This is a genomic window from Nocardia sp. NPDC003482, assembly GCF_053588115.1.
This window is the reverse complement of the sequence record NZ_JBSFPI010000030.1, coordinates 1-21,679: the sequence shown is the minus strand read 5'-3', so window position 1 is coordinate 21,679 and position 21,679 is coordinate 1. Positions and strand designations below refer to the sequence as shown.

The window sequence follows — 21,679 nt, the reverse complement described above, 5'->3', positions numbered from 1 at the left end:
ATGGCCGTCTCCACCTACGCCCCCAAGGGGCTGGCTCGGTTCGCGCGGTTCTACCGCCGCCGCGGGCTGCTGCTCGCGCGCCTCGACGCGCTCGGATTCGTGCTGGCCTTCATCTGGCAGGTGCTGTCGTCGATTCCGTTGACGCTCGAGCGGTATCGCGACGAGACGCTGCGGATCATCTCCGATATGACCTGGGGCCGCGGCTCGGTTATCGTCGGCGGCGGCACGGTGCCGATGATGATCGTGCTCGGTCTGGTGATGGGCGCGTCGGTGGGCGTGGAGTCGTTCACGATGCTGAACATCCTGGGCATGGGCCCGGTCAGCGGCATCGTCTCCGCCTTCGCCACCACCCGCGAGCTCGCGCCGATCGTGGCGGCCATCGGGTTCGCCGCGCAGGCGGGCTGCCGCATCACCGCCGAGATCGGCTCCATGCGCATCTCCGAGGAGATCGACGCCATCGAGGCGCTCGGCCTCCGCTCGGTGCCGTTCGTGGTGACCACCCGCGTGATCGCCGGGGCCATCTCGATCGTGCCGACGTTCCTGATCGGGCTGATCCTGGCGTATCTGTCGTGCCGGGGCCTGATCACGTTGGTGCACGGGCAGTCCGCGGGCGTGTACGACCACTACTTCTTCCAGTTCGTCTCCGGCTTCGACGTGATCGCGGCGGTGATCAAGGTGGCGGTCTTCGCCACGGTCGTGATCCTCATCCACAGCTACTACGGCTTCTTCGCCACCGGCGGCCCCGAGGGCGTGGGGATCGCGTCGGGCCGCGCGGTGCGCGCCTCCTCGGTGGCGATCGTGGCCATCGACATGGTGCTCACGCTCGCGCTGTGGGGCTTCAACGCGACGATCAGTTTCACGGGGTAGCGGAACTATGCCGAAGTACGGAATGCCCGGCGTGGCCGTCGATCGGCGGCGGTCCCGGCTGGTCGGGGTGGTCGCGGTCGGGGTGATCGCGGCCCTGGTGGCGGCGGTGGCGGTGCACCGCGAGCTGCGCTCCGACGACGGACTGCGCGTCGCCCTGCACACCGAGCAGATCGGTGACGGCGTGCTCGCGGGCACGCCGGTGCGGGTGGACGGCGTGCAGGTCGGCTCGGTGACCGGCATCGCGCCCGCCGATCGCGGCACCCAGCGAATCACATTGCGGCTGGACGCCTCCCAGCTGCACGGCATCGACGACAGCCTCCAGGTCGACTACGCGCCGGGCAATCTGTTCGGCATCAGCGAACTCGAATTGCGCCGCGGCCCGGGCGGTTCCGCGCTGCGCGACGACAGCGTGATCGATCTGACCGGCAGCCGCTCCGACGCGGTCTTCGACGCCACCATGGGCGCGATGCTGCGCGGGCTGTCCCAGACCGGCGACGCGGTGCTGACTCCGCAACTGGCGCAGGCGATTTCGCAGGTGTCGCGCGATATGCGGGCGTTCACGCCGCTGGCGCAGGCCATCATCACGGTGGCGCAGATCGTCACCGACAACCAGAAGATGCCGCCCTCGCAGCTGGCCGGTGCGCTCGGCCCGGCGTTCTACGGCGGCGGCGCGTTCGCCGGGGCCACCATCCAGATGATGGACCTGATCCGCAATATCCCACGGCTGCAAGCGGATCGGGACAGCTTCGACGCGGGCGTGCGGATGCAGACCGACCAACTGCTGCCCGGCCTCGCCGCCCTCGGCGCGGCCGCGGGCGCGGGCCTGTCCGGCACCACCGACATGCTGGCCCCGGTGCTCGCGCTGCTCGCCCAGATGGTCCCGACTCCCCGGCAGTCCGGCGCGGATCTGACCGAACTGCTCCGACGCCTGCGCGCGGCCATGCCGGAGACCGGCACCGGGCCCGCGCTGAACGCCGAGATCGATCTGAGCGGTGTGCCGGTGCTGGCCCCGCTGCTGGGAGGTGCCCGATGAATCCCGGTGTGCCCGAGCCGATCCCGTCGCGGGAAGGCCCCACCGCTGTGGCGATGACGGTTCCGCTGCTGAACGGTGCGATGAACTCCGTTGTGTCCGTGGCGCTTCCGTGGGGAGGTGCCCGGTGAAGGTCGGGGCCGCCGCGTGGCGGCTGGGGCTGTTCGCCGTCGTGATGATCGTCGTGCTCGGGCTGGTGTTCACCGCGATCAAGCGGCCGGTGGCCGGGCCGACCGAGGCTCACGACGCGCTGTTCACCGACGCCAACGGGCTGAAGGTCGGCGACGACGTGCGCATGAACGGCGTGCAGATCGGCAAGGTCGACGGCATCGAACTCGACGGGACGCGGGCGCGGGTTCGCCTGTCGCTGAAGACCGATGCCCCGGTCTACGACAACTCGAAGCTGGCGATCCGCTACCAGAACCTCACCGGCCAGCGCTACATCGACCTGCAACAGCAGCCGCAGCCGGGCGCGCGGCTGGCCGCCGGGGTCACCATCGGCACCGACCGCACCGTGCCGTCGTTCGATGTGACCAGCGTGTTCAACGGCCTGAAACCGGTGCTGGCCACCATCTCCCCCGAGGAGATCAACCAGTTCAGCGCCAGCATGGTCGCATTGATCGAGGGCGACGGCGGCGGGGTCGGCCCGGCCTTCGACGCGATCGCCAAACTCGCCTCGCACGTCAAGGACCGCCAGGCCGTCATCGATACGGTCATCCACAATCTGGCCGACCTCAACGACACCACCGGCGGCAACATCCACTACCTGGTGCCGCTGCTGTCCCGGCTCGCCGACATCTTCCAAGGGCTGCAATCGAATATGGCCGGCCTGGCGCAGTTCGCGATGGCCGCGCCCTCGGTGCTGGGACCGCTGGACAACCTGTTCGACGCCCTCGGCCTGCGGACCCCCGACGACGTCGACGCGCTGATCCGCCAGATCTTCCCCGATCCGCAGCAGGCCGTCGAGGTGTTCGACAAGCTGCCCGGCCTGCTCGCCGGACTGGACGCGGCCGTGCCGAAGTCCGGCGCGGGCTGGAAACCGCAGTGCAGCAAGGGAAACGCGGAGGTGCCGCAGGTGCTGGGCGTGCTCGTCGCGGGACAGCGGGTGGCGATATGCAACGGATGAGGCTGTTCGCCGAGCGCCGCGTGGTCGGCGACGCCGACAAGCGCCGTCGCGAGGTGCGGCTCGGCGTCATCGGCGCGGTGCTGGTGACACTGTGCGTGGTCGTGGCGGGCGCGCTGTACGTGGTGCCGTTCGGGAAGAGGACCTATGTCGCCGAACTGGCCGAGGCGCAGTCGGTCAAGGCTGGCGACGACATCCGCGTCGCCGGAATCCCCGTCGGCACCGTGAAATCGCTGGAGCTGCGACCGGATCGGGTGCTCATGCGGTTCACCGTCGACCGCAAGGTGTTCGTCGGCGACCAGTCCACCCTCGACGTGCGGATGCTCACCATCATCGGCGGCAACTACGTCGCGCTGTTCCCGTCGGGGCGGAACGCCCTGGGCGACAAGCACATTCCTGTGGACCGGGTGCGGCTGCCCTACAGCCTGGTGCAGACCTTCCAGGACGCGGCCGAACCGCTGCGCAAGATCGACGGCGACACCCTGCGCCGCAATCTGGCCGCGCTCGGCACCACCGCCGAACAGGCCCCCGACGCGCTGCGCACCACCCTGGACACCCTGAACACCTATGTGGACCTGCTGAATCGGCAGCGCACCGACGTGTCCAAGGCGATCGCCGCCGCGAGCGAGTACGTCACCATGTACGACGGCGCGAAGGGTTCGCTGCACCGGCTGATCGATGTCACGAACCTGATGGAGACCCTGGTCCTGGACAAACGCGCGGAACTGCGCGAGGGTCTGCGCCTGCTCAACGCGACCATCGGGCGGCTGGCGGTGCTCGCCCCGGCCTGGGACGCGACGGTGAAGCCGAAGCTGCAACAGCTGCTCGACGCCGCGCCGCGCCTGGAACAGCTCGGCAAGGATCTGGATCCGGTCGTCGCCTCGGTGCGGGACCTGCAACAGCAGCTGTCGCGGCTGGACATCCCCGACAACGGGATCACCGTCGACCAGTCCGCACAGACCGTGACCGCGCCCGTGTGCGTGCCGGTGCCGGGGAAGGACTGCTGATGCTGCACAAGGTTCTCGCCTCGCGCGGGTTCATGTCGGTGGCGGGCACGGTGGTCGCGATCGCCGTGGTTGTGGTCGGCTACGTGATCGCCTTCCAGCCGATGAAGAAGACCCAGAGCTACTGCGCGATCATGCCCGACAGCCTCGGCCTCTACGTCGGCAACCAGGTCACCATGCGCGGCATCGTGGTCGGCAAGGTCACCTCCATCGCACCGGAGGGCAAGGGCGTCAAGGTCGGCTTCGCCGTCGAGGCGGACAAACCGGTCTACGCCGACGCGGGCGCGACCACGCTCGCCGACAGCATCGTCGCCGCCCGGCAGCTGGCCGTGGTCACCTCGGGCAAGAACACCGCGCACTGGAATCCCGGGCAGTGCATCACCAAGACGCTCACGCCCAAGAGCATCACCGAGACGCTGAACGCGGTGGCGCAGTTGGCCGCTCAGATCAACGGCGGCGACGGCACGACGCCCGACGCGCTCGCGCACGGCCTGGCCGAGCTGAATGTGGCGACCGCCGGGACGGGCCCGCAGATCAACGAGATCGTCACCAAGCTGAGCGCCGCGCTGGCCTCGCCGGACGCCGATATCGCCAATCTCACCGGGATCTTCGACGCGTTCGCGTCGGTGGGTAGCAAGGTCGAACAGTATTGGGGCGACCTGCAATCCATGCTGACCCGGCTCGCGCCCGTGCTGAACGCGGCGCGCACCGATCTGCTGGAGCCGGGCGCACAGGTGCTCGACGGGCTGGGGCAGTTGCTGCCGGTGCTCAACGACCTCACCACGATCTTCGGCGATCCGCTCATGCGGGGTCTGGACGCGACGGTGCCGCTGGTGAAATTCCTTCGCACGCACGTCGGTTCGCTCGCGCAGGTGATCTCGATGACGCCGGTGCTGACCGACGCCTTCCGCGCGGTCGGGGAGCACGGCATCGGGTACGCGCCGCCGAAAGTGGCGCTGCCGCAGGACAACGCGGATCAGGTGTGCGCCGCGGTGAACGCGCTCGCGCCCGGCCGCTGCGTCGCCGAGGGCGGTGCGGCGAAGGTCGACATGGCGGCGCTGGTATTCGGATTGGCAGGGGCGCGATGAGAAGACGACTGCTCACGGGCCTGACCCTCGTGCTGGTCGCGGTGCTGCCCGCCGCCGGGTGCGCCTTCGACCCGTCCTCGGTGCCGGTGCCCGGCACGACCGTGTCCGGCGATACCTACCGGGTGCGCATCGAATTCGCCAACGCCCTCAACCTGCCCGCGCGCGCCAAGATCATGGCCAACGGCGCGCAGGTCGGGACGGTCACCGGGGTCTCGCTGAGGGACGCCGCGACATCCGGGGGGCGCGGCGGCTACGTGGTGGTCGACGCCGACATCTCCCGCTCCGTGCGACTGCCCACGACCACGCGCGCCGAACTGCGGCAGAACACCGTGCTCGGCGACATCCATGTCGCCCTGCTCACCCCGACCGACGGCTTCGGGCACCTCCTCGCCGACGGCGGCACCATTCCGCTCGCGCAGACGAAACCGCCTGTGCAGCTGGAGGATACGATGGCCGCCATCGCCACCTTCACCCAGGGCGGCGCGGTGCAGCAGTTGCAGGACACCATCGACCGGATCAACGACGTGCTGCCGCAACAGACCAGTGAGACCGCGCGCATCGGCAAGACCCTCGCCGCCGACGCCGTGGACCTGGCCGCGCACCTGGATGAGCTGGACTCGCTGCTCGACGGGGTGGACAACAATCCCAATGTGCTGCACGAGATCCGGCCGGAGCTGTTCGATCTGCTGCAACAGGTCTCGGTGGACCAGATGGACGGCATCGCCCCGTCGATCGTGGGGGTGACCAAGATCTTCGGCGTGCTCGGTCCGATCGGCACCTCGCTGACATGGCTGGGACCGTTGTTGCGGAACGCCGACGGAGCGGTGAACGCCTTCCTGCCGCTGGTCGCCTCGGCGCGGCCGCTGGATCTGAGCCAGCCGTCGAATCTGCGAGCGGTCGTCGAGCTGGTGCGGGACAAGATCATTCCGCTGGCGCAGGCGCCGAAGGTGAACATCACCGGGGTGCGCACCGACGCCGCGGCGGGGATGCCCGCGACCGAGCAGACCGACCGGATCATCCAGACCCTGCGCATGATCGGAGTCGTGCGATGAAACTCGGTTCGCTGGTCTCGCTCGGCGGCATCGCGGCCATCACCGTGCTCGGCGCGAGCTATCTGACCTTCGGGGTGGTCAAGGTCGATCCGTTCGCGGACTACGACCACGCCACCATGGTGCTCACGAATTCCGGTGGGCTGGCGGAGAATTCGCCCGTTCTGCTCACCGGGGTCGAGGTGGGCCGGGTGAGTTCGGTGCGCAATACCGGCGGCGGGGTCGAGGTGGGGCTGCGGCTGGCCGCCGATCGGCACGTGCCCACCGACAGCACGGTCGTCATCGAACATCTGTCCGCGCTCGGCGAACCCTATGTCGAGTTCCGGCCGAATTCCGTTGGCGGGCCGTACATTCGGGACGGTCAGCGGGTCCAGACCGCGAATGTGCGGATGCCGCTGTCGATTCCGGATGTGGCGCGGCTGGCGACGACGACGTTGAACCAGCTCGATCCGCAGGTGGTCGGCTCGCTGGTGAACACGCTGGAGAGGGCGCTGGCCGACACCGACGGATCGATCCCGAACCTGGCCCGCGCGGGCGATCTGCTCGCGGCCTCGATCATGAGCCGCACCCCGCAGATCGCCGGACTGCTGAACAGCTTCCAGGCCACCGCCACCGATATGGACTGGGCGGGCCCGGCCACCCTCGCCGCCGCGCCGGAGTGGATCGAATTCACCCGGTCGCTGAACGCGCTGGTCGGGACCGTCGGTACCATGGTCGACCGGCAGCCCGTCGAGCGGTACACCACCGGCAACGGGCTGGTGCCGGTGCTGACCAAGGTGATCGAGACGCTGCGGCGACTCGAACCGGACCTGCAATCCCTGGCCCCCGCGCTGCGGCCGCTGGTGGAGGCGACGACCGCCACCGCGCCGCGCATCGATATCTCGGACCTCATCTCCCAGGCCCTCGGCGACGTCGACGCGGACGGCGCGGTGCGGGTGCGGGTAGCCGTGAAATAGGAAGGAGCTCGCGATGTCGGACGACGTTGTGACCGGAACCGAACAGGCTCGCGCCCCGCGGACCGTCTCGCTGCGGCTGTCGACCGTGGCCGTATCCGTCGCGTTGGTGGCATTGGTCGCCGCGACCGTCGTCTTCGCGTCGTTGTGGGTCTCCGCGCGCGGTGAGCTGAGCGACCGGGACGCCGCGCTCGCGAACGACAAGCACGCCGAACAGGTGGCGACCGACTACGCGCTGGGCGCGTCGAACATCAACTTCCAGGACGTCGACTCCTGGGTGGGCAAGCTCAAGGCGAACACCACCCCGCAGCTGGCCGCCAAATTCGACGCCACCGCGCCGAAGCTGCGCGACATCCTCGTCCCGCTGAAGTGGACCTCGAGCGGCACGCCGATCACCGCCAAGGTGATGAGCACCGACAACGGGGTCTACAAGGTCGATGTGTTCCTGAACGTCACCTCCACCAGCGCCCAGACCCCCGAGGGCGCGCAAACCACGGTCACCTACACCGTGAACGTAGACCCGAACAACGGCTGGAAGGTCGCCGACGTCGGCGGCATGGCGGGCGCGCTGCCCAAGCAGTAGGCGGTAATCTCGAATCCATGGTGATGCGGATTCGCTCGGCGGCGCTGTTGGTGTGCGCCTTCGTCGTCTCCGCGTGGGCGGCGGTCCTGCTGCCCGCGGCCACCTCCGATTCGCTGCTGGCCGTGGGTGCGGCGGCCGTGCTGGCATTGGCCGTGGTCGCCTCGGTGTCGGCGCGAGTCCCGTTGCCCGCGTTGGGGTTCCACGTCGGGCCGCCGAGTTCCGCGCAGCGTCGGCGCCGTGGATCGTTCCTGCGGCAGAGCAATCCGGACACACCCGGCCGGGCACGGCCGAGGGCGCCGGGTCGCGATCGTTTCTGATCCGCGACCCTGTTTCCCTTTTCGCCTTGTGAGGTGGTTCGTTCGTGCTCGATTTCGTGTATTACCCCGTGTCCGCTGTGTTGTGGGTGTGGCATACGGCCTTCGCCGCTGTCTTCGGCGCGTCGGTCGGTTTGTCCTGGGCGTTGGCCATCGTGTTTCTGGTCATCACCTTGCGGCTGTTGTTGTATCGGCCGTTCCTGGCTCAGGTTCGTTTCGCGCGCACGATGGCCGTGTTGCAGCCGAAGATTCGTGAGTTGCAGGCCCGGCACGCCGGTGATCGTGAGCGGTTGGCCCGGGAGATGCGGGAGTTGCAGCGGGAGCACAACTTCAGCGTTCTGAGCGGGCTGGTTCCGATCGCCTCCCAGCTGCTGATCTTCGTCGGTCTGCTGCATGTGCTGCGGTCGTTCGACCACGCCGGCCGCAACTACGTCTTCGGCGCCGATCAGGTCCAATCCTTCTTGCGGGCGGACGTTTTCGGTGCGCCGTTGTCGGCCACGGTCTTCGGTTCGGGCGGGCATCTTCTTCCGCTCCTGGCATTGGCCATACCGCTGGTCGTGATGTCCGCTGTCGCAACCCATTTCACGGCCCGGGCATCGATCGCGCGCCAGACGGAATCCACCACGCAGGTCCGTGTCATCAATTTCATGACCTTGTGGCTGTTGCCGATCGGCTCGTTGCTCGCCGCGCTGATCATGCCGGTCGGGATTTTGATCTACTTCTCGACCAACAGTGTGTGGACGTTCGTGCAGCAGCATTATGTGCATCGGAAGTTGGGGCCGGTGGAGGCTGTCGGATCGAACGCGGCCGAGGAGGTCTAGCCGCCGCTCGTGACGGCACTACGGACGTGATGCGGGGTTCCCGATCGGATTCGGGAACCCCGCACCTCACCTCTCAACCCACACCCGGGCGACCGGCTTCCCCGCCTCGCCCGGGACGCCGGGGTGGGTGACCACCACCGCCGCCACCGTCAGGATCTGGTCCAGATCGACTCCCGCCGCGGCCAGCCGGGCGATGATGCCCAGCCGTCGCTCCGGGCCGCCGGGGCGGATGTCGATCTCGCCGTGGGTGGTTCGGGCCACGAAGAGGTGGCGTTGTGCGTCGTAGCGGGTCGGGACGCCGTCGCGGATGGCCCGGTAGGCGTCGAGATCGAGATCTCGATGACGGTCCGGGTCGATCAGGAGGTCGGCGATGTGCCGGTCCGCCTGGTCGTCCAGCAGCGAGGCCGAGGCCGGCTGCAGGTAGCGTGCCCGCTCCGCTACCCGTCGGCGGTACTCCTCGACGGGCTTGCGCAGCAACTCCCGGTGTCGCTCGGCCTCTGCGGCGAGGCGAGCGGAACCGGCATCGGACGTCGACGAGTACGACTCGGACATGGATAACGCCTTTCCTCGGGTTGCGGATGACTTTGTGGTGCAACCTGTTCGGCGTCCGATGGAGAGAAGTATGCCGGAGGGGTCCGACAAGTTTCGTCGCGTGCGGGTCAGAGTGGTTTGGGGGTGCCGTAGTCGAGGCGTGCGACGACCGCGGCGACGGCGGCCTGTTGGTCGTCGGTGAGGGCTCGGGGCTGGCCGATGCTCGCGGCGTCGAGGTAGATGCCGCATGCCCACTCGAGTAGCAGCGCGTGCTCGACGGCCTGGTCGAGGCTCTGCCCGGTCGCCACCGCGCCGTGGTTGGCGAGCAGCACCGCGTGCCGGTCGACGAGCGAATCCCGTACGGCGGCGGCCAGTTCCGGGGTGCCGAACGGGTGGAACGGCACCACCGGCGTCGCGCCGCCCAGCGGCAGCTGCTGATAGTGGATCACCGGCAGTTCGTCGCGCACCAGACCGAGCGCGATCGCGCGCGGCGCGTGGGTGTGCACCACCGCCCGCACCGGGAAGTCCCGATAGATCCCCAGATGCAACAGCAGCTCCGAGGTCGGCGCGAGCCCGCCGGCCACGACCGCCCCGTCCGGATCGACCACGGTCACCTCGTCGGCGGTGAGCCGTCCGAGCACCGTCCCGGTCGCGGTGATCGCGATCAGATCGTCCACGCGCACACTGACATTGCCCGCGGTCCCGATCAGCAACCCCGCCTCGGCCAGACGTCGGCAGGCCGCGGCCACCTCGGCGCGCTGACTGGGCAGCAGTGTCGGCATGGCGCTCAGCCTATTCAACAGCCCGGCGTCACGAACGCGCGCAGATAGCCCCCGGACTGCCGCACGTACATCCACGCCCAATACCGCAGCCCGGATTCGGCGGGACTCGCGCGCATGGTGATCTCCCCGGAGAAGCACTTGCCCACGATGTAGCGGGCCCGGGAGACGTGCGGGGTGTTCGTGACGACGATGATGTGCCGCCACCCGTGCCGCGCCGCCTGCCGCGCGATCTCCTGCGCCTCGCCCTGGGTGGTCCACGGGTCGGGCACGAAACACTGGACGTGGAACGGGTATTCGCCGTCGCAGTACTTGTCCATCACCGGATCGTCGGCCCCGGTCGACCGCGAGATGAGCAGATCCGGGGCGTACCCGCGGCGGGCCAGATCGAGCCCGATGTCGAAGCGCGCGTAGGCCGTCCCGCCCAGCACGACGATCGCGTCGGCCGGCCGCAACGGATCGATCTGCGGCCGCACGAACACCGGCAGCCCCGCGATGGCGACACCCGCGATCAGCACGACCGAGCCGACGAGCGCGACCACGGCTCGTCGGAGTGCACCCACACAGCGACGATACCGGTCCTGTGGCGGCGTCTCCGTGCGCTGCGGTTGGGCACCGGACCGGTCCTGTGGGGTTGCCTCCGTGAGCTGCGGTTCACACCGCCCCTACCGCGGCGCCTCTGTGGGCACGGCCTGGGCGGTTCGGTGGGAGCTTCCGCCCCAGCCGACGTGGGATTCGGCGCGCATGCGGTCCACCATGTGCGGGTAGTGCAGCTCGAAAGCCGGTCGCTCCGAACGGATTCGGGGCAACTCGTGGAAGTTGTGGCGGGGTGGCGGGCTGGTGGTGGCCCATTCGAGGGAGTTGCCGTAACCCCAGGGGTCGTCGACGGCGACGACCTCGCCGTACCGGTAGCTCTTGAACACATTCCACACGAACGTGACCATCGACAGGCCGAGCACGAACGAGCCGACCGTGGAGATCTCGTTGAGCACGGTGAAGTTGTCGGTCGGCAGATAGTCCGCGTACCGGCGCGGGAAACCCTCCGCGCCCAGCCAGTGCTGCACGAGGAAGGTCAGGTGGAAGCCGAAGAACGTGGTCCAGAAATGCAACCGGCCGAGCCGCTCGTCGAGGAAGCGGCCGGTCATCTTGGGGAACCAGAAGTAGATTCCGCCGAAGGTGGCGAACACGATCGTGCCGAACAGCACGTAATGGAAATGCGCCACAACGAAATACGAGTCGGTCACGTGGAAGTCCAGCGGCGGGCTCGCCAGAATGACCCCAGACAGCCCGCCGAACAGGAACGTCACGATGAATCCGAGCGCCCACAGCATCGGCGTCTCGAACGTGAGCTGACCCCGCCACATGGTCCCGATCCAGTTGAAGAACTTCACCCCCGTCGGCACCGCGATGAAGAACGTCATGATCGAGAAGAACGGCAGCAGTACCGCTCCCGTGGCATACATGTGATGCGCCCACACCGCCACCGACAGGGCCGCGATGCTCAGGGTCGCGTACACCAGCGCGGTGTACCCGAACACCGGTTTGCGGCTGAACACCGGAATGATCTCGGTGACGATCCCGAAGAACGGCAGCGCGACGATGTAGACCTCCGGATGCCCGAAGAACCAGAACAGATGCTGGTAGAGAATGGGCCCGCCGGTGGCCGGATCGTAGATGTGCCCGCCCAGATGCCGGTCCACCTCGAGGGCCATCAGCGCGGCGGTCAGAATCGGAAAGGCCAGCAGCACAAGCACGCTGGTGACCAGGACGTTCCAGGTGAAGATCGGCATCCGGAACATGGTCATCCCGGGCGCGCGCAGGCACACCACGGTCGTGATCATGTTGACCCCGCCCAGAATCGTGCCGACACCCGACAGCGCCACGCCCATCACCCACAGGTCACCACCGACGCCGGGGGAGTGCTCGATCAGGCTGAGCGGGGTGTAGGCGGTCCAGCCGAAGTCGGCCGCGCCGCCCGGGGTGAGGAATCCGCCCGTGGCGATCAGCGCGCCGAACAGGTACATCCAGTAGCTCAGCGCGTTCAGCCGCGGGAACGCCACATCCGGCGCGCCGATCTGCAACGGCAGCACGCAGTTGGCGAAGCCGAACACGATCGGCGTCGCGTAGAACAGCAGCATGATCGTGCCGTGCATGGTGAACAGCTGGTTGTACTGCTCGGTGGAGAGGAAGTGCAGATGCGGCCGGGCCAGCTCCGCGCGCATCAGCAATGCCATCAACCCGCCGACGAGGAAGAACGCCATCGCGGACACGATGTACATGACCCCGAGCAGTTTGGGATCGGTGGTGGTCATGACGTCCCAGACGCGAGAGCCCTTCGGGCCCGAGCGGCGCGGATAGGGCCGGGCCGCGTCGATCCGGGGCGTGTCGCGGGACGGTGCTGTGGTCACAGTTCCTCCTCGAGCCCAACCGGTTTCGAGTGTGGCACCGGGGGAAGATCGTTTGCGCCGAATGCCGACCGATAATGTTCGCCAAAAGTTCGCCAAACCTCGTTAGTCGCCACGGGTACCGGGGTACCCGCGCCGAAACGACCCACACGACGAGGGGTGCTCATGACCGCAGCCTGGCCCAGCTCGTTCGGAACGTTCGATGACATCTTCAGCCGGTTCTTCGGCACCGGCCTCACCGCTCAGCCACCCGTCCAACGCACCGACCTGGCCCGTCTCCTGAGCGATAATGCCAAGAATCTGCTCACCGAGGCGCGCGACGCGGCGCGGCAATGGGGAAATTCCGAGATCACCCCGGAACATCTCCTCTACGCCGCCGCGCGAGTGCAGCCGTCCCGCACCGTGATCGGCGAACTCGGCCTCGACCCGGACAAGATTGCCGACCAGATGCGGGAGGCCATGAACCGGAACGGGTCGAGCGCGGCCGGACAAGACGACGGGGTGGTGGGGTTCGGCCCGGCGGCCCGGCTCACCCTGCGGGCGGCCCAGCGCAGCGCGGCCGAGGCGGGCGCCAGTTACATCGGGCCCGAACATATTCTGCTCGGCATCGCCTCGAACTCCGATTCGCCTGCGGCGCAGGCACTTTCGGGTGCCAAGCTGCCCAGCGGCGAGGGGCCGCGCAAGCAGAGCGACACCCCCACGCTCGACGAGTACGGTCGCGATCTGACCGCCGAGGCCCGCGCGGGCGAGGTCGATCCGGTGGTCGGGCGCGCGGAGGAGATCCAGCAGACCGTCGAGATCCTGTCGCGGCGGCGCAAGAACAATCCGGTGCTGATCGGCGATCCGGGCGTGGGCAAGACCGCGATCGTGGAGGGGCTGGCCCAGCGCATCGTCAACGACGAGGTGCCCAGCACCCTCGCCGGGCGGCGGGTGGTCGCCCTCGACGTCGGCTCGCTGGTGGCGGGCAGCAAGTATCGCGGCGAATTCGAGGAACGGCTCACCAAGGTCCTCGACGAGGTGCGCGCGCATTCCGACGAGCTGATCCTGTTCATCGACGAACTGCACACGATCGTCGGCGCGGGATCGGGCGGCGAGGGCTCGATGGACGCGGGCAATCTGCTCAAACCAGCCCTGGCCCGCGGCGAACTGCACGCCATCGGCGCGACGACCATCGACGAGTACCGCCGCCACATCGAGAAGGACGCCGCGCTGGAACGCCGCTTCCAGCCCGTGCTGGTGTCGGAACCCTCGGTGACCGACACCATCGAGATCCTGCGCGGCCTGGTCGACACCTACGAGGAACACCATCGGGTGCACTACGCCGACGAGGCGCTGGTGGCCGCCGCGGAGATGTCGGATCGATACATCACCGACCGCTTCATGCCGGACAAGGCCATCGACCTGATCGATCAGGCGGGCGCGCGGGTCCGGTTGCGCGCGCACATGCCCGGCCCGCAGCTGCGCGAGGCCAAGGAGGAGCTGGCCCGGCTGGAACGGGAGAAGGACGCCGCGGTCGCGGCCGAGGACTACGCCCGCGCCGACGAACTCAAGGCACAGTTGGGTGCGGCTCAGGAACGGGTCGAGCACGTGGCGAACGACGACTCGCCCACGGTCCGGGTCGACGACATCGCCGAGATCGTCTCCCGCCGGACCGGCATCCCGGTCGCGGAGCTGACCGTCGAGGAGAAGCAGCGCCTGCTGCGGCTCGAGGAGGTGCTGCACAAGCGGGTCGTCGGGCAGGACGAGGCCATCGTCGCGGTGGCCGAGGCGGTGCGGCGGGCGCGCGCGGGGATGAAGGATCCGAACCGGCCCATCGGCTCGTTCCTGTTCCTCGGGCCGACCGGCGTCGGCAAGACCGAGCTGGCGAAGGCGTTGGCGGAGGCCGTCTTCGGCGACGAGAACCGGATGATCCGCTTCGATATGAGCGAGTTCCAGGAGAAACACACCGTCTCCCGGCTGGTCGGCGCCCCGCCCGGATACATCGGCTACGACGACGCGGCCCAGCTCACCGATCGCGTTCGGCGGCAACCGTATTCGGTGATCCTGTTCGACGAGGTCGAGAAGGCGCATCCGGACGTGTTCAACGTGCTGTTGCAGCTGCTCGACGACGGCCGGGTCACCGACGCCAAGGGGCGCACGGTCGACTTCAAGAACACCATCGTCATCATGACCAGCAATATCGGCTCCGACCTCATCCTGCGCGCCCCGGCCGGGGACGTGGACGCGCTCACCCCGGAGCTGACCGAACGGCTGCGGCAGCACTTCCGGCCCGAATTCCTCAACCGGATCGACGAGACCATCGTGTTCCAGCGGCTCGACAAGACCCAGCTGCGCCGGATCGTGGATCTGGTGCTCGACGGGCCGCGCCGCCGGTTGCGCGCCCAGGACATCGACCTCGACGTCACCGACGCCGCACGAGATCGCTTGGCGGAGAACGGGTATCAGCCCGAGTTCGGGGCGCGGCCGTTGCGCCGGACCGTGCAGCGGGAGCTGGAGAACCGGATCTCCACCCTCGTGCTGGGCGGCGAACTGAACCCCGGGGACACCGTGCGGGTCGACGCCGACGACGCCGGATTGGCGGTCGCGGCGGTGAGCCGGGACGGAAAGGCGGCTTCGCTCGCGGGAAACTGAAACTCGTTCTACAGTGTCGGCCAGGAGGTGGATCATCGTGGATCTCGTGGCCGTGGAGCGGATTCGCGCGCTCAAGTACCGGTACCTGCGCGCGCTGGACCTCAAGCGCTGGGACGAGTTCGCCGACACGCTCGCCGAGGACGCGGTCGGGGAGTACGGCTCGCCCTCGGGCGGGCGGCCGCTGCGGTTCGCGAGCCGGCAGGAGATCGTGGACTTCATGCGGGATTCGCTGAGCGGCAATATCGTCACCGTGCACGTGTGCTCGCATCCGGACATCGAGGTGGACGGCGAAACCGCAACGGGCAGTTGGTGTCTGGAGGACACGGTCATCGTCCCCGAACACGGGGTGCTGATCCGCGGCGCCGCCTACTACCGCGACCGGTACCGGCTCGACGGCGGGCGGTGGCGGATCGCGCACACCGGGTACGAGCGCATCTACGAGGCGATGCTGCCGCTGTCGTCGATGCCGGGATTCACGCTCACCGCCAATCGCTGGGCGCCGGACCAGGTGTCGTAGCCGCGCGGCATCGGGCGCCCTGGTCCGCCCGATCGGGAAACCCCATGCGGCTCAGCGTCTTCGGGAGCAGAACAGCCTCGGCGGCCGTGAGCCGAGCGCGCGGTGGCGTCGGTGGTCGCGAGTCGAGCGTGCGGTGGCGTCGGTGGCCGCGAGTCGAGTGCGCGGTGGCCTCGGTGGTCGCAAGTCGAGCGCGCGGTGGCGTCGGCGGTTGTGAGCCGAGCGTGCGGTGGCCTCGGTGGCCGTGAGCCGAGTGCGCGGTGGCGTCGGTGGTCGCGAGTCGAGCGCGCGGTGGCGTCGGCGGTTGTGAGCCGAGCCCGCAGTGGCCCCGGTGGCCGCGAGCCGAGCCCGCAATGGCGCGAGCGGGGTCGCCGTCGGCAGGGCGGCCGTACTTGCCCCGGCCGACGCCGAACCGAGGGGCCGACGCCGAACCGAGGGGCCGATGCCGAGCCGATGGGCCGACGAGGCGGTCGGGTCAGGCGGTTCGGGCGCGGGCGTGGTCGCGGCGGATCGCGGAGGGGGTGGTGTGCCACCAGCGGCGGCAGCAGCGGGTGAGGGTGGATTGGTCGGCGAGGCCGATGAGGGAGGCGACCTGGCTGAGGGGGAGGTCGGTGGAGGTGAGGTAGCGGTGGGCCTCGGTGCGGCGGACCTCGTCGAGGATGGTGGCGAAGGAGGTGCCCGCGGCGGCGAGGCGGCGTTGCAGGGTGCGCGGGTGCATGGTGAGAAGGCTTGCGACGGCGGCGATTTCGGGAGTGGTGGTGCCCAGGAGCTGCCGGGCGGCGGCGCTGACCTGGGAGACCAGGGAGGCTCCGGCGTCGCCCGCCTGCTCGGCGAGGAAGGCCACCGCCAGGCGGCGCAGCTTCTCGTCGCCCGCGGCGAGGGTGTGCGAGGCGAGGCTGCGGGGGACGCGCAGCATGGCGCGCGGCCGCTCGAAACGGACCGGGGCGCCGAAGAACTGCTCGTACACCTCCACCGGGGCGGGCGGCCGATACGGCAGATCCACCGAGCGCAGCGCGTAGGGACCCTCGACGAGTCGCTGGATCGCGCGGTGCAGGAACGCCAGTCCGAGGTCGGTGCCCTGCACGGGCGGGGGCGACGGCACCCCGTAGTGCAGGGCGATCAGGCCGCGGTCGCCGTAGGGGTCGGGCTCGAGGCGCAGGCTCAGGGCGCGGGCGTGCACGAACAGGTAGCGGGAGGTGCACTCGAGCGCGTCGGCGAGGGTCGGGGAGGTGCGGATGGCCAGCGCCAGCGGGCCGAGCATCCCCAGATCCTGGCGGGCGGCGATGCGCAGGCCGAGATCGGGGCAGTGCAGCCGCTCGGCGGCGATCTCCAGGACGGCCGCCACGTTGGTATCGGAGATCAGCAGGTCGTCGGCGTCGAGCGCGGCGACGGGCAGACCGGCGAGCACGGCGAATTCGTCCGCGTTCCCGCCCAATTCCGCGACCGTGGCGCGGAACCCGCGCAACCCGGCCGATCTGATCGCCGCCATGTCGTCCAGAATCAAATAGTTGTCGCGTAGAGTCAAGAAGTCATGGTCGTCGGTCAGGAAACTGGAAGTATGGAACATCTCGACGTGGTCATCGTCGGCGCGGGCCTGTCGGGCATCGGCGCCGCCTACCGGTTGCAGACCGAGCTCCCCGGTAAGAGCTACGCCATCCTCGAGGCCCGCGACGCCCTCGGCGGCACCTGGGATCTGTTCCGCTATCCGGGCATCCGATCGGATTCGGACATGTTCACCCTCGGCTATCCGTTCGCGCCCTGGCGCGACGCCAAATCCATCGCCGACGGCCCGTCGATCCTGCGCTACATCCGGGAGACCGCGAGCGACAACGGTATCGAGCAGCGAATCCGGTTGCGCACCAAGGTGATCGGGGCCGAGTGGTCCACCGGCGACGCCCGCTGGACGCTCACCGTCGAGCGCGACGGCGAAAGGAGTTCGCTCACTTGCGGATTCCTGTACTGCTGCTCGGGATACTACGACTACGATCAGGGGTATTCGCCGGAATTCCCTGGGGTGGAGTCGTTCTCGGGCACCATGGTGCATCCGCAGTTCTGGCCGGAGGATCTCGACTACCGGGGCAAGCGGGTCGTGGTGATCGGCAGCGGCGCGACCGCGGTGACGCTGGTGCCGTCCATGGCCGACGAGGCCGAGCTGGTGACCATGTTGCAGCGCAGTCCCACCTGGATCTCGGCGGTGCCCGGGCGCGACAAGTACGCCGACCGGATTCGCGAGCTGCTGCCGCCCGCGCTGGCGCATCGGGTGATCCGGACGAAGAACATCCTGTTCAATGTGGGCTTCTACCAGTACTGCCGCCGTCGCCCGGAGGCCGCGCGCAAGCTGCTGACCGGGCTGACCACCCGCATCCTCAAGGACGAGGCGCTGGTCGCCGAGCACTTCACGCCCAGCTACAACCCGTGGGATCAGCGGCTGTGCGCCGCGCCGGACGCGGACTTCTTCAAGGCCATGCGCAAGGGCAAGGCCGAGGTGGTCACCGATCGCATCGACACCTTCGTGCCCGAGGGCATCAAGCTGGCGTCGGGGAAGGTGCTGCCCGCCGATATCGTCGTCTCCGCCACGGGGCTGAAACTGCTTGCGTTCGGCGGTATTTCGCTGGTCGTGGACGGCGAGCCGGTGAAACTGTCCGAGCGGTTCGTCTGGCAGGGCACGATGATGACCGGGGTGCCGAACTTCGCGGTGTGCATCGGATACACCAACGCCTCCTGGACGTTGCGGGCCGATCTCACCTCGCGGCTGGTGTGCCGGGTGCTGGCGTTCATGGACCGGCGCGGCTATCGCGGCGTGGTCCCCGAGCCCGAGGGCGATCTGGCCGAGCATCCGCTGCTGGACCTCGCCTCCGGCTACATCCAGCGCTCGATCGCCGACTTCCCGCGCCAGGGCGATCGGCATCCGTGGAAGGTGCGGCAGAACTACCTGCTCGACTCCGCCACGACCTTGCGCACCAATCTCGATCGGACGTTGAAGCCGGTGGATCGGGCACCGGCGTTGCAGCGAGCCTGAGTGTGGTGGGGGTGAATTCCCGCGGCCTCGAGGATCGCTCACGGTGAGTGGACGCGGCCCGGCCTGATGCCGGAGGTGTGCTGGGGGCGTCAGTGGGTACGCGGCCGGTGTGGACCATTCACGGGCACCGATGGTGGAAGCACTGGCCGACTACCAGCGTCTGGGGCGGTACGGGTTCACCCCGCCCGGGCATCGGCAGGGGCGCGGGGCGGATCCGCGCGTGCGCGAGATACTCGGCGGCGCGCTGCAAGTCGATGTGCTGGCGGGGCCCGGTGTGGACGACCGGCTTTCGCGCGGCGGGTATCTCGGTGACGCCGAGGAGTTGATGGCCGACGCCGTGGGTGCGGAGATGGCGTTCTTCTCCACGTGTGGCAGTTCGTTGTCGGTCAAGGCGGCGATGATGGCGATCGCGGGTGGGGACGGCGGCCTGATCCTCGGGCGCGACAGCCACAAGTCCGTGACGGCCGGGTTGATCTTCTCCGGTGTGCAGCCGCACTGGATCACGCCGCGCTGGGACGAGGATCGGCACTTCTCCCATCCGCCCTCGCCGGAGCAGGTGCGCGCGGCGTGGGAACGACATCCCGAGGCCGCGGGCGCGCTGATCGTCAGCCCGAGCCCGTACGGCACCTGCGCCGATATCGCGGCGATCGCCGAGATCTGCCATGAGCGTGGCAAACCGCTCATCATCGACGAGGCGTGGGGCGCGCATCTGCCGTTCCACGACGACCTGCCGACCTGGGCCATGAACGCGGGCGCGGATATCTGCGTGGTGAGCGTGCACAAGATGGGTGCGGGTTTCGAGCAGGGTTCGGTCTTCCACGCACAGGGCGATCTGGTCGACTTCGGTCGGTTGAAGTTGTGCGCGGATCTGCTCATGACGACGAGCCCGAATGTGTTGCTGTACGCGGCGATCGACGGGTGGCGGCGGCAGATGGTCGAGCACGGGAACGAATTGCTCGGCGCCGCACTGGAAACCGCGCGACGGGCGCGCGAGGAGTTGGCGCGGATTCCCGGCATCGAGGTGATGGAGGAGCAGCTGCTGGGCGTGGAGGCGTCGCACGATCTCGATCGGATGCAGGTGCTCATGGACGTATCCGCCACGGGCGCTTCGGGTTACGAGGTGGCGGACTGGATGCGCGAGAACCGCCGCATCGACCTCGGGCACAGCGATCATCGGCGGGTGCTGGCGACGCTGTCGATGGCCGACGACAAGACGACCGTCGACGCTCTGGTGGACGCGTTGACCGCGTGGCGCGTCCAATTGTCCGATCCCGCACCGCATCCCATCGATCTGCCCGCGCCGCGCGATCTCCAGTTGGAGACGGTCATGCTGCCGCGCGACGCGTTCTTCGGGCCGACGGAGGCGGTACCGATCGAACAGGCGGCCGGGCGGATCGCGGCCGAACAGGTGACGCCGTATCCGCCGGGGATTCCGGTGATCGTGCCCGGCGAGTTGATTGATCGGGCCGTCGTCGACTATCTGCGCAGCGGAATCGAATACGGCCTGAACGTCCCCGATCCGCAGGATCCCGAATTGAAGACGCTGCGGGTCGTGGCCCGATGAGTGAGCTCCCCGTTGTCGAGACGCTGGACGAACTCACCGACCTGATCACCCACAACCCCCTCTACCTCCGCTACTCCCACGGCCCCGAGGCCGACGCCGAGGCCGGCCCCAGCCGCGACTACGAGGCCGAGGTCACCCTCCCCGGCCTCTCGGTCACCACCCTCGTCCCCGAACCCTGGTGGCCCCGCCCCGCCCGCGAATGGGTGGCCCGCCGCCTCTGCAAATACTCCGAACTCGGCGCCGAGCGAGGCCGTTTCGCCTGGCTCCTCACCGGCCACGAGGTGGGCCGCGGCCCCGACCACGAACCCGTCGTCACCGCCATCACCCCCGTCGCCCGCATCTCCGACACCGTCATCGACGAGGCCCAGAAGCTCTACCACGACCGCTTCCAGGTAGGCCGCGACTCCCGCTCCTGACCCCAGGCCCACGAACCCAGCCGCACCCTTTATTCGGATCCGCACCCGTTGTATAGCCCTGTAAGGGGTGCGGATTCGAATAAAGGGTGCGGCTGGGGTGGTTTACCTGGGGAATGTGATGGCCGATTGCCGCCAGTGTGGGGAGGTGGGGTGGGGGAGATTGGTGGGGTACGGGAATCGGAAAGGAGTGGTCATGGATGTGTTCACCACGGTGGAGAGTCCGGTGGGGGAGTTGGTGTTGGTGGGGGAGAAGGTTGGGGGGTCGGTGGTTTTGACTCGGGTTTCGATGGGTGGGGGGACCGGGGGCGGGGTGGAGTGGGGGGAGGGGTTCGCGGGGATCGTGGAGCAGTTGCGGGGGTATTTCGCGGGGGAGGTTCGGCGGTTCGATGTCGAGGTTCGGGGGGTGGGGAGTGAGTTTCAGCGGCGTGTGTGGGGGGCGTTGGATGAGATTCCTTATGGGAGCACCGTGAGTTATGGGGAGATCGCGGCTCGGGTGGGGGCGCCGCGGGCGGCGGTGCGGGCCGTGGGGGCCGCCATCGGGGCCAATCCGTTGTTGATCGTGCGGCCTTGCCATCGGGTGATCGGGGCCAACGGGTCGCTCACGGGGTACGCGGGCGGGATCGAGCGGAAGCGGCGGTTGTTGGAGCTCGAGGGTGTGGGGTGAGTGGAATGCGGTCGAGGAAGGAGATGGTCGTGGGGCGGTTGGGAGTGGTTGAGGGAGGGGTGCGGTGAGTGGGGAGGCGGGGAAGCGGTCGGTGGCGGATGTTGTCGCGGGGCAGGATTGGGGGCGGTTGGGGCGGGAGTTGGATGAGTTCGGGTATGCGTTGACCGGGCCGTTGTTGTCGGGGGAGCGGTGTCGGGAGGTGGCGGGGATGTATGGGGACGATCGGCGGGGTCAAGTCCAAACGGGTGGTGTAACGGGGTGATTGCCGCGTGATCCTGTTCGGTCAGGCGGTCAGTGCTGGGGTGGTTTCCTCCTGGTCGGTGG

General features: G+C 68.7%; 21 protein-coding genes. 16 read left to right on the top strand and 5 right to left on the bottom strand.

Going from position 1 to position 21,679, the window contains the following annotated elements; genetic code table 11:
• From ACWDSJ_RS33325 to yidC, 10 genes are all read left to right on the top strand, one after another.
• Positions 1-867 carry an ABC transporter permease gene (locus ACWDSJ_RS33325; protein WP_450036700.1) on the top strand — a complete coding sequence of 289 codons (867 nt, stop codon included), beginning with the start codon at positions 1-3 and terminating at the stop codon, positions 865-867.
• A 7-nt stretch (positions 868-874) separates the two neighbouring features.
• Complete coding sequence (locus ACWDSJ_RS33320) at positions 875-1,900, top strand: MlaD family protein (RefSeq protein WP_450036698.1); 1,026 nt, start codon at positions 875-877, stop codon at positions 1,898-1,900.
• A 124-nt stretch (positions 1,901-2,024) separates the two neighbouring features.
• On the top strand, positions 2,025-3,023 hold the full coding sequence (locus ACWDSJ_RS33315) for an MlaD family protein (RefSeq protein ID WP_387366823.1): 999 nt from the start codon (positions 2,025-2,027) through the stop codon (positions 3,021-3,023).
• Positions 3,011-4,027, top strand: coding sequence for an MlaD family protein (locus ACWDSJ_RS33310; protein ID WP_450036697.1), 1,017 nt, complete (start codon positions 3,011-3,013; stop codon positions 4,025-4,027). Before ACWDSJ_RS33315 ends, ACWDSJ_RS33310 begins: the two co-directional genes overlap by 13 nt.
• Complete coding sequence (locus ACWDSJ_RS33305; RefSeq protein ID WP_450036695.1) at positions 4,027-5,112, top strand: MlaD family protein; 1,086 nt, start codon at positions 4,027-4,029, stop codon at positions 5,110-5,112. Before ACWDSJ_RS33310 ends, ACWDSJ_RS33305 begins: the two co-directional genes overlap by 1 nt.
• Complete coding sequence (locus ACWDSJ_RS33300; protein ID WP_450036693.1) at positions 5,109-6,164, top strand: MlaD family protein; 1,056 nt, start codon at positions 5,109-5,111, stop codon at positions 6,162-6,164. The genes ACWDSJ_RS33305 and ACWDSJ_RS33300 overlap by 4 nt, the downstream gene beginning before the upstream one ends.
• A complete protein-coding gene (locus ACWDSJ_RS33295) occupies positions 6,161-7,117 on the top strand; it encodes an MlaD family protein (protein WP_450036691.1) in 957 nt (318 codons plus the stop codon). The genes ACWDSJ_RS33300 and ACWDSJ_RS33295 overlap by 4 nt, the downstream gene beginning before the upstream one ends.
• Before the next feature lie 13 nt (positions 7,118-7,130).
• Complete coding sequence (locus ACWDSJ_RS33290) at positions 7,131-7,697, top strand: hypothetical protein (protein ID WP_450036689.1); 567 nt, start codon at positions 7,131-7,133, stop codon at positions 7,695-7,697.
• 17 nt (positions 7,698-7,714) lie between these two features.
• Positions 7,715-8,014, top strand: a complete 300-nt coding sequence (locus tag ACWDSJ_RS33285) for a DUF6412 domain-containing protein (protein ID WP_387366806.1) — start codon at positions 7,715-7,717, stop codon at positions 8,012-8,014.
• 44 nt (positions 8,015-8,058) lie between these two features.
• Entirely contained in the window at positions 8,059-8,832 is a 774-nt protein-coding gene (yidC, locus tag ACWDSJ_RS33280) for a membrane protein insertase YidC (RefSeq protein WP_450036686.1), read from the top strand.
• Positions 8,833-8,898: 66 nt separating this feature from the next.
• Here the strand turns inward: yidC and ACWDSJ_RS33275 are convergent, their stop codons facing one another.
• The 4 genes from ACWDSJ_RS33275 to ctaD all read right to left on the bottom strand — a co-directional run bounded on the left by ACWDSJ_RS33275 (position 8,899) and on the right by ctaD (position 12,550).
• Positions 8,899-9,384, bottom strand: coding sequence for a hypothetical protein (locus ACWDSJ_RS33275; RefSeq protein WP_450036684.1), 486 nt, complete (start codon positions 9,382-9,384; stop codon positions 8,899-8,901).
• Between the two features lie 107 nt (positions 9,385-9,491).
• Positions 9,492-10,145 carry a class II aldolase/adducin family protein gene (locus ACWDSJ_RS33270; protein ID WP_450036682.1) on the bottom strand — a complete coding sequence of 218 codons (654 nt, stop codon included), beginning with the start codon at positions 10,143-10,145 and terminating at the stop codon, positions 9,492-9,494.
• Between the two features lie 14 nt (positions 10,146-10,159).
• On the bottom strand, positions 10,160-10,705 hold the full coding sequence (locus ACWDSJ_RS33265; RefSeq protein ID WP_387366795.1) for a YdcF family protein: 546 nt from the start codon (positions 10,703-10,705) through the stop codon (positions 10,160-10,162).
• A gap of 102 nt (positions 10,706-10,807) precedes the next feature.
• Positions 10,808-12,550: an aa3-type cytochrome oxidase subunit I gene (ctaD, locus tag ACWDSJ_RS33260; RefSeq protein WP_450036680.1), complete on the bottom strand. Its 1,743-nt coding sequence runs from the start codon at positions 12,548-12,550 to the stop codon at positions 10,808-10,810.
• 162 nt (positions 12,551-12,712) lie between these two features.
• On the opposite strand from ctaD, the gene ACWDSJ_RS33255 reads away from it, so the two are divergent.
• Positions 12,713-15,178 (top strand): ATP-dependent Clp protease ATP-binding subunit, encoded by a 2,466-nt coding sequence (locus tag ACWDSJ_RS33255; protein WP_450036678.1) that lies wholly within the window; start codon positions 12,713-12,715, stop codon positions 15,176-15,178.
• A gap of 37 nt (positions 15,179-15,215) precedes the next feature.
• Positions 15,216-15,695: a nuclear transport factor 2 family protein gene (locus tag ACWDSJ_RS33250; RefSeq protein WP_387366786.1), complete on the top strand. Its 480-nt coding sequence runs from the start codon at positions 15,216-15,218 to the stop codon at positions 15,693-15,695.
• A 472-nt stretch (positions 15,696-16,167) separates the two neighbouring features.
• Here ACWDSJ_RS33250 and ACWDSJ_RS33245 read toward each other — a convergent pair whose 3' ends face one another.
• The gene (locus tag ACWDSJ_RS33245) at positions 16,168-17,217 is read right to left on the bottom strand and encodes an AraC family transcriptional regulator (protein ID WP_450036676.1); all 1,050 of its coding nucleotides are present in this window, start codon (positions 17,215-17,217) and stop codon (positions 16,168-16,170) included.
• A 33-nt stretch (positions 17,218-17,250) separates the two neighbouring features.
• Between ACWDSJ_RS33245 and ACWDSJ_RS33240 the strand changes: the two genes are divergently transcribed.
• The 4 genes from ACWDSJ_RS33240 to ACWDSJ_RS33225 all read left to right on the top strand — a co-directional run bounded on the left by ACWDSJ_RS33240 (position 17,251) and on the right by ACWDSJ_RS33225 (position 21,355).
• Complete coding sequence (locus ACWDSJ_RS33240; protein ID WP_450036674.1) at positions 17,251-18,711, top strand: flavin-containing monooxygenase; 1,461 nt, start codon at positions 17,251-17,253, stop codon at positions 18,709-18,711.
• A gap of 109 nt (positions 18,712-18,820) precedes the next feature.
• Positions 18,821-20,275 (top strand): aminotransferase class I/II-fold pyridoxal phosphate-dependent enzyme, encoded by a 1,455-nt coding sequence (locus ACWDSJ_RS33235; RefSeq protein ID WP_450036672.1) that lies wholly within the window; start codon positions 18,821-18,823, stop codon positions 20,273-20,275.
• Positions 20,272-20,691, top strand: a complete 420-nt coding sequence (locus ACWDSJ_RS33230) for a DUF6098 family protein (protein WP_387366775.1) — start codon at positions 20,272-20,274, stop codon at positions 20,689-20,691. The genes ACWDSJ_RS33235 and ACWDSJ_RS33230 overlap by 4 nt, the downstream gene beginning before the upstream one ends.
• Positions 20,692-20,884: 193 nt before the next feature.
• On the top strand, positions 20,885-21,355 hold the full coding sequence (locus ACWDSJ_RS33225; protein ID WP_450036669.1) for a methylated-DNA--[protein]-cysteine S-methyltransferase: 471 nt from the start codon (positions 20,885-20,887) through the stop codon (positions 21,353-21,355).
• Positions 21,356-21,679 lie beyond the last annotated feature (324 nt).

Bases quoted from the DNA above. Each gene is read 5' to 3' on its own strand.
- ACWDSJ_RS33230 (WP_387366775.1), top strand. From the start codon at position 20,272: ATGAGTGAGCTCCCCGTTGTCGAGACGCTGGACGAACTCACCGACCTG.
- ACWDSJ_RS33300 (WP_450036693.1), top strand. From the start codon at position 5,109: ATGAGAAGACGACTGCTCACGGGCCTGACCCTCGTGCTGGTCGCGGTG.
- ACWDSJ_RS33310 (WP_450036697.1), top strand. From the start codon at position 3,011: ATGCAACGGATGAGGCTGTTCGCCGAGCGCCGCGTGGTCGGCGACGCC.
- ACWDSJ_RS33325 (WP_450036700.1), top strand. From the start codon at position 1: ATGGCCGTCTCCACCTACGCCCCCAAGGGGCTGGCTCGGTTCGCGCGG.
- ACWDSJ_RS33255 (WP_450036678.1), top strand. From the start codon at position 12,713: ATGACCGCAGCCTGGCCCAGCTCGTTCGGAACGTTCGATGACATCTTC.
- ACWDSJ_RS33240 (WP_450036674.1), top strand. From the start codon at position 17,251: ATGGAACATCTCGACGTGGTCATCGTCGGCGCGGGCCTGTCGGGCATC.
- ACWDSJ_RS33225 (WP_450036669.1), top strand. From the start codon at position 20,885: ATGGATGTGTTCACCACGGTGGAGAGTCCGGTGGGGGAGTTGGTGTTG.
- ACWDSJ_RS33275 (WP_450036684.1), bottom strand. From the start codon at position 9,384: ATGTCCGAGTCGTACTCGTCGACGTCCGATGCCGGTTCCGCTCGCCTC.
- ACWDSJ_RS33320 (WP_450036698.1), top strand. From the start codon at position 875: ATGCCGAAGTACGGAATGCCCGGCGTGGCCGTCGATCGGCGGCGGTCC.
- ACWDSJ_RS33295 (WP_450036691.1), top strand. From the start codon at position 6,161: ATGAAACTCGGTTCGCTGGTCTCGCTCGGCGGCATCGCGGCCATCACC.
- ACWDSJ_RS33290 (WP_450036689.1), top strand. From the start codon at position 7,131: ATGTCGGACGACGTTGTGACCGGAACCGAACAGGCTCGCGCCCCGCGG.
- ACWDSJ_RS33305 (WP_450036695.1), top strand. From the start codon at position 4,027: ATGCTGCACAAGGTTCTCGCCTCGCGCGGGTTCATGTCGGTGGCGGGC.
- ACWDSJ_RS33285 (WP_387366806.1), top strand. From the start codon at position 7,715: ATGGTGATGCGGATTCGCTCGGCGGCGCTGTTGGTGTGCGCCTTCGTC.
- ACWDSJ_RS33270 (WP_450036682.1), bottom strand. From the start codon at position 10,145: ATGCCGACACTGCTGCCCAGTCAGCGCGCCGAGGTGGCCGCGGCCTGC.